Below are 234 nucleotides of genomic sequence, written 5' to 3'. Positions count from 1 at the left end.
CTACAGGTTGCTCATGAAGAAGCTCTGTACCTAATTCAGTGCAAATGATATCTAGCTCTGACAAAAGCTCATTCAAGGCTTTAGAATCATTAACTATTTGAAGATACTGCTGTTCTTCAATTTCAATCATACTCATCTCACATCCTTCCTTGATCGCTAATTTTTTTAAAAAGTCAATGCCGCAACCTAAAATCGTTTTCAGTTTAGGTCTTACTGTATCCACATAATTCTCTC

1 protein-coding gene is annotated in these 234 nt (G+C 35.5%); it reads right to left on the bottom strand.

The genetic code is table 11. The annotated features are described in order from the left end of the window. The coding region (locus R0K30_RS23610) for a hypothetical protein (protein WP_410613474.1) at positions 1–223 on the bottom strand (223 nt) is incomplete at its 3' end. Positions 224–234: the final 11 nt, after the last annotated feature.

It is taken from the genome of Bacillus sp. SIMBA_154 (assembly GCF_046536015.1).
Lineage (GTDB): Bacteria > Bacillota > Bacilli > Bacillales > Bacillaceae > Bacillus > Bacillus pumilus_P.
The sequence above is the reverse complement of the archived record's forward strand: the minus strand, read 5'-3'. Positions and strand labels throughout refer to the sequence as shown.